This window comes from Paraburkholderia sp. (assembly GCF_034668105.1).
Classification (GTDB): Bacteria; Pseudomonadota; Gammaproteobacteria; order Burkholderiales; family Burkholderiaceae; genus Paraburkholderia.
This window is the reverse complement of the sequence record NZ_JAXDPY010000490.1, coordinates 1-6071: the sequence shown is the minus strand read 5'-3', so window position 1 is coordinate 6071 and position 6071 is coordinate 1. Positions and strand designations below refer to the sequence as shown.

Annotated in this window: 4 protein-coding genes and 1 pseudogene; 2 read left to right on the top strand and 3 right to left on the bottom strand. The window is 63.3% G+C overall.

The window, feature by feature from the left end; translation table 11 throughout:
- The 3 genes and pseudogenes from QOC89_RS22170 to QOC89_RS22160 form a co-directional block, all read right to left on the bottom strand.
- Positions 1 to 2127, bottom strand: a pseudogene (locus tag QOC89_RS22170) (cell division protein FtsK); the annotation flags it as partial.
- 198 nt (positions 2128 to 2325) lie between these two features.
- Positions 2326 to 3339 carry an META domain-containing protein gene (locus QOC89_RS22165; protein ID WP_323046979.1) on the bottom strand — a complete coding sequence of 338 codons (1014 nt, stop codon included), beginning with the start codon at positions 3337 to 3339 and terminating at the stop codon, positions 2326 to 2328.
- Positions 3340 to 3737: 398 nt separating this feature from the next.
- Positions 3738 to 4277 carry an META domain-containing protein gene (locus QOC89_RS22160; protein WP_323046978.1) on the bottom strand — a complete coding sequence of 180 codons (540 nt, stop codon included), beginning with the start codon at positions 4275 to 4277 and terminating at the stop codon, positions 3738 to 3740.
- Between the two features lie 133 nt (positions 4278 to 4410).
- Here QOC89_RS22160 and purT point away from each other — a divergent pair, with 133 nt between their 5' ends.
- On the top strand, positions 4411 to 5625 hold the full coding sequence (gene purT, locus QOC89_RS22155) for a formate-dependent phosphoribosylglycinamide formyltransferase (RefSeq protein ID WP_323046977.1): 1215 nt from the start codon (positions 4411 to 4413) through the stop codon (positions 5623 to 5625).
- A 67-nt stretch (positions 5626 to 5692) separates the two neighbouring features.
- Positions 5693 to 5905 (top strand): DUF6726 family protein, encoded by a 213-nt coding sequence (locus QOC89_RS22150; RefSeq protein ID WP_323046976.1) that lies wholly within the window; start codon positions 5693 to 5695, stop codon positions 5903 to 5905.
- Positions 5906 to 6071 lie beyond the last annotated feature (166 nt).

The following is a 6071-nucleotide window of genomic DNA, read 5'->3' as shown; positions in this document are numbered from 1 at the left end:
GCGGTCGGTATCGGCCTTTGATTGCGTCGGTTCCTCTTCGATGAACGGTGACACGTCTGTTGCTGTGCGGCTTTCCTGCAACTGGGCCGCGAAGATTTGAAACGGCGTGGCAGTCGGCACCGGCGCTGGTTGCTGTGCCGTTGGTGCTAGTGCTGGTGCCGCCACTACCACTGATGCTGGTGCTGCCACCGGTGGCGCGGATGCGGACGTCGGGGCTGGTATTGGTACATCAGCGTGAGCGGGTGCCTGTGCTTGTGGCGATGCCTCTGCTGGCAGGGAGGCCTCCGCTTGTGCCGATGCCAAGTTTTCCGCCGGCGCCAATGCTTCTCCTACTGTCAATGCAGATGCCGACGTGGACACCACTGTCGCGACCAACGGTGTCCGGATGATGGGCGGCTCAATCGGCCATTGCACGACAGTGTCGGCGTCTTCCTCGACCGGTGCCGCGGCAGCAGCGTTCGACCGTGTCGTTTCAACCCGCGACTGCGTGTCGTCCCTTGGTGGCAGTTGGACCGGCGATTGCGCCCCCGCAAACGACCGCGATTCGACTAACGGCTGCGTTGGCATAGGGATCGGTGCGGCTTCAGCTTTATCCTGCGAAGGCCCGCTCGCGCCCGGCACCCCGGCCTGTTCACCGTCACTTGGCAACGACGAAGCCACGCCCGATTGCCCAGCCTCGACCTGCGGCTCGGTGCTCACGGGAGTCGTCGTGACTATGGCGTTTTCCGCGCCGCTGCTGCGCGCGAGGCTGACGCCCGCGATGTCGGTCCAGCGCGCGGCGTTTTCCGCGATGCTGCGAAGCGTCTCCTGGACGCTGGCGGGCGGTGCGACCTTCTGCGCCGTGGCCATCGGTCGTGTGTAGCTCGGCGCCGAGGCGCTGGACGAAGCCGGGCGCCGCGTTGCTTGCGCCGACGCGACGTTGGTGCTAGCACGCGAACCAGGTGAAAACGGCTGCTGAGCCGCCCGGGCGCGATTTCCCGAAGGGACGCCACTGGCTGCCGAACCCTGAATTGTCGACGGGCGGCCTGCGCCGATCGTGGCGCGCGTTGCTGAACCGGCTGCCGAACCTGACATCATCCGCGTTGCCGTCGCGGCGGGCAGCGCTTGTGGCGTATGTGCCGCCGCACCCGCACCCGCACCCGCACCCGCGAGACCGGCGACACCTGCCATGCCTGAGCCGGTGGCCGCGGGTTCTCCCGGCCATGGGTGACCCGCCGGGCGCCGGCCAACTTGCGCTCCGCCATCACGAGCGGGAGTCGCGGCCGTACCCGGTCCCGCCGCCGAACCGGCTGTCGACGAGCCCGTGCGCGGCGCCGTTGCCGGCTCACGCAACCAACCGCTCGGCGCAACCGGCTCAGCCGGCATCCACGCTGCCCTGTCCGTGTTCAGCGAGCGGCCCTGCGTCGGCGCGTGCATTGATGTCGGTGTTTGTATCGGCGCTTGCCGCGGCGCCCCCGCTGACATACGCAGCACCGGCTCCGCTTGCGCCGCTTGCGCTGCCTGACCGCGCGTCTTCACTGCGCCAGTGCGCCAGCTCGCTCCGGCACCACGCGCCGCTGCGTCCTTCGCTGCTGCTGCCGCCGCACCCCCAGCCGCTGCTGCACCACGCCCCCGCGCCGGCGGCCGCCAGACAGTCGGACGCGCATAACGTCCATTGCTTTTCGGCGCCATCGTATTAGTGGACGGCGAAACATGCGACGGCAAACCGTCATCGACGCTGCGATGGCGGCGCGCTTCCTCGTCGCGTTTGGCGAGACCGCGTGACAGGCCGAGGCCGAATGCGCCATCGGCCCACCCGGCGACGTCGCGCCAGCGGAAGTCGATCAGCCAGGGCAGGCTGATCAGGAGCAGGGCGAGCGCCGCGAGCGGCGTGCCGATATGTCCAAGCAGATGACCGAAGCCCGCTGCCAGCGCATGGCCAAAACCATTCACGCCGGCCCCGCCGATCAGCGACCCCTCCAGCGTGCAGCTCGCCACCATCACGCAGACGAAGCCGAGCCAAAGGCGGATCGTGCCGGGGCCGCGCAAACCTGCGCCGCCTGGCAGCACCGACTTCACGAGGCGCCACAAAAGAGGAACGAACCAGACGGCTGACCCGCCGAACCAGCCGAAAACTACCGTGTGCATACTGGACATCAACGAATGACGGACGCGTTTAAGCGCAAGCCAGCGATTCTAAACTGAAACGGGCAGGGCAAAATGCTTTAAGGGCTGCCGTAAAAAATTCCGCCCCGGCCGGCGACCGATCTACGCAGTAGTCATCGTCGGCATGGTATGGCTAACGCTGCGTCCGCCATAGAGTGCGCCGAGTGGCGGCTACAGCGATCAGTTAAAGGCCTCGGTCATCCACCCAGGACTGCGCTCGAACTCCAGCGTGTCGCGGTTGTCGAGAGTCAGCCGCAATTGCTGTGATGTGCTCGATGCTATTTGTATATCAGCTGTTTTGATTTGCGACAATGCATTGAGATAGTCCCGTTCCAGGATATAGCTGGAGTTATCCCGGATGCGATTTCCTTGCGGATCCCGGGATGTTTCTTCACATACCATCAGAGTGGTAACGCCCGGTTGGATTGACAGCTTGCCATCGGCGAACGTATAGCTCGCCTGCATGGCGTTGCATCCTGTGTAACCGTCGGCTCTCCCTTGATCAAAAAAATTGAAGCTGAGTGCTTTCTCACCCGTGGGCAATGGCCGCATGTCGCCGTTTGCGGGCTTCCAGCTTTTGAGTGTCCACTTGGTATTTCGGATTCGTTCCTGGGTGACGCGGAGTGCGGAATTCGCCTGTCCGACGGTATTGTGCTGGAGGGGCAAGAATTCCAGCCTCTCGCCGCTGCTGAGAATCATCTGTAATCTCCGCGGCGAACCGGCGAGCATGCGGCTTTGGGCGATGGTCCCCAGCGCCCTTGCATATTCCCGTTCGAACCGGCTATCCGGCAAGGTGAAACAGGCCCGGCGCCCCATGCTGGCCGTCTGTATCGACAGATTGTCTTGCGGGAAAGAATATTTGCCCGAGATCGTATTGCAACCCGTGTAGCCAATGATGGTGTTTTCACTTGCAAATTCGAGCGTTGCCGGGATTTCTTCAGGCGGTACAGCACGTATGCTGTTGTCGGGGCGCGTCCAGTTCTGAAGGCGCCAAACGGTATTCTGGATTGACTGCTCTGAAACAGGTGACGGAGGGGCCGGGAGTGCTGCTTGAACGGGTAGCGTGCATACGGTGAGAAGTGTGGCCGCGACCAGGATACCAAAAGCGGTTGGCTTTGCGTGCGGATAAGCGAAGTTGATCGCCTCGGTGGAGTTGCCATGTATATTGGAAAATGATTTCTTGCAAGTAAGCATGATTAATTCCTATTTATGCGCAACAAATCCTGCCCATTATTTTAATGGCGTGGGCGAGTTAAAATAAATCTCCATGGGTTGCATCGGGTAAGGATGCAGTGAATATCGTAAGTGGTGTGCTTGAGGAAGGCAATGCGGCAAAATGACGAGGCACTGCATTTCGGAATGTGCGAATTTGAGCTTTCTTAATAATAATTTCTAAGAGCGCTTAAGAATAACTGCTTATTTATTGGAATTTAAACGATCTGATTTTCCAGTCGCTTTACGTGCGAGAGACTTACGCGCTGGCATCGTTTGAAATCAGATAGAGGGCCGCCGCGAGAAAGATCGAGAAGGTCGGAGGCCATCGAGTCAGCAGGCGGGTGCGCGTCCACCGTCGAGGCGCACCCGCCTGTCCATCATTTAGCGCTGCGGTCGAACGTGAGCGTATCGCCGTTATCGAGCACCAATTGCATCTGCTGCGGCGCGCGCATCTGCACGCCGGTACGGTCGATGTGCGTCAACGCGTTCAGGTACGGGCCTTCGATCTGGCCGCCCGGTGTCGCGCATGCCATGCGCGTGCCGCCCAGGGTGCCGAAGCTCAGCTTGCCGTCTTTCAGCGCATACGAACCCATGTAGCGATTGCAGCCCGAAAAGCCGCTGGCGTGGCGCTGACCTTTGTCGGTGGATAGCACGAGAGTAATCGGCGCGCCCTGATCGGCGGCTGGAACCTGGCGTGCCGTACCGTCGGCCTGTTTCCAGCCGCTGAGTACCCAGCTGGTGTCGTCGAGCAACTGGGTTGCGGCGGGGTTGAACGGATCGGGCGGCGCCGCTTCCGTGTCGGGATGCTTTGGCATGGCGCACGCACTGCATAGCGCGGCGACGCTCAACGCGGCGATGGCCGTGCGCGCATACGGGATGAAGCGCGCAACACCTCGCGCGGAGGAGCTTTGGAGCATGGCGTCGTTCCTCTTCAAACTGGCGAAGGCGTAAGGGTAACGCACTCGGCGCAACCGGTGCGCAGTGGGGTGCGCATGTTAACATCGTGGTCTCCCCAATCCCACCCTCATCCGACTTTTATCTGGAGACCCCATGCAGATCGGCCAACGGATCGGCACGCCCCTTTCTGAATCCGCCACGCGCGTCATGCTGCTAGGCGCCGGCGAGCTCGGCAAGGAAGTGATCATCGCGCTGCAACGGCTGGGCGTCGAAGTGATCGCCGTCGACCGTTATCCGAACGCACCGGGTCATCAGGTCGCGCATCGCTCGCACGTGATCGACATGACGGATCACGCCGCGTTGCGCGCGCTGGTCGAACAGGAACGCCCGCATCTGATCGTCCCCGAGATCGAAGCGATCGCCACGGATGCGCTCGCCGCGATCGAAACCGACGGCCTCGCCGAAGTGATCCCGACCGCGCGCGCCACCCAACTCACCATGAATCGCGAAGGCATCCGCCGTCTGGCCGCTGAAGAGCTCGGCCTGCCCACTTCGCCGTACGCGTTCGCGGATTCGCTCGAGGAGCTGCGCGCGGGCATCGCCAAGGTCGGCTATCCGTGCGTGGTGAAGCCGGTGATGTCCTCGTCGGGCAAGGGGCAGTCGGTGCTGAAGAGCGACGCCGACGTCGAAACCGCCTGGCAATACGCCATGGCCGGCGGGCGCGTGAATCACGGCCGCGTGATCGTCGAAGGCTTTATCGATTTCGAATACGAAATTACCCAGCTCACCGTGCGCGCGATCGATCCGGCGAGCGGCGAAGTCAGCACCTATTTTTGCGACCCGATCGGCCACGTGCAGGTGGCGGGCGACTACGTCGAATCGTGGCAGCCGCAGCCGATGAGCCCGCTCGCCCTCGAACGTTCGCGTGAAGTGGCGCACAAGGTGACGGCGGCCTTGGGCGGCAGGGGCCTGTTCGGCGTGGAACTTTTTGTCCGCGGCGACGACGTATGGTTCTCGGAAGTGAGTCCGCGTCCGCACGACACGGGTCTGGTCACGCTCTGCTCGCAACGCTTCTCGGAGTTCGAACTGCACGCGCGCGCGATCCTCGGTTTGCCGGTGGATACGTCGCTGCGGGCGCCGGGCGCGTCGGCGGTGATTTACGGCGGTCTCGACGAAGCGGGGATCGCGTTCGAAGGCGTCGCGGCGGCGTTGGCCGTGCCGAATGCGGATCTGCGTCTGTTCGGCAAGCCGGAGAGCTTTGCCAAGCGCCGCATGGGCGTGGCGCTCGCCACCGGCGAGAGTATCGACGAAGCACGCTCGCGCGCGAAGCAGGCCGCCGCGGCGGTGCGGCCGGTTTCGACCAGGTAAGGCAACGTGCCCCATGCGCAATCCGACTCATCGAAATTCACCGACGCTCATTGAAGTAGAGGTAGGCATGGCCCTGGAATCCCGCGAGACTACGCGGCGTGGGAAGTTAGGCTGTGTCGGCGCGCTCGGCGTGACGCTTGCGCTGTGTGCCGGCATGACAGGGTGCGGCCTCGCCGCTGCACCGTGCCGGGTCGCATCGGCCGGCTTGAAGATCGTGCCGCTGGTCGGGCACGTCGCCGCCGCGCCGACCGACGCTTGCGCCGACGTGATCGATCCATAAACCAGCCACATAAACGAACCATAACCGGTTCACGATGGACGTGAGCGTTTCCGGGCATGCAACGCAGCCGCAAAAACATGGCGGCAATCGCATTCCGGGCGCCCACCCAGCCGCAACATGGCGACAACCCCAGCCGCGGTGCAACGCGCGGCGCCCGTGTTTGATA

Bases quoted from the DNA above. Each gene is read 5' to 3' on its own strand.
- QOC89_RS22150 (WP_323046976.1), top strand. From the start codon at position 5,693: ATGGCCCTGGAATCCCGCGAGACTACGCGGCGTGGGAAGTTAGGCTGT.
- purT (WP_323046977.1), top strand. From the start codon at position 4,411: ATGCAGATCGGCCAACGGATCGGCACGCCCCTTTCTGAATCCGCCACG.
- QOC89_RS22160 (WP_323046978.1), bottom strand. From the start codon at position 4,277: ATGCTCCAAAGCTCCTCCGCGCGAGGTGTTGCGCGCTTCATCCCGTAT.
- QOC89_RS22165 (WP_323046979.1), bottom strand. From the start codon at position 3,339: ATGCTTACTTGCAAGAAATCATTTTCCAATATACATGGCAACTCCACC.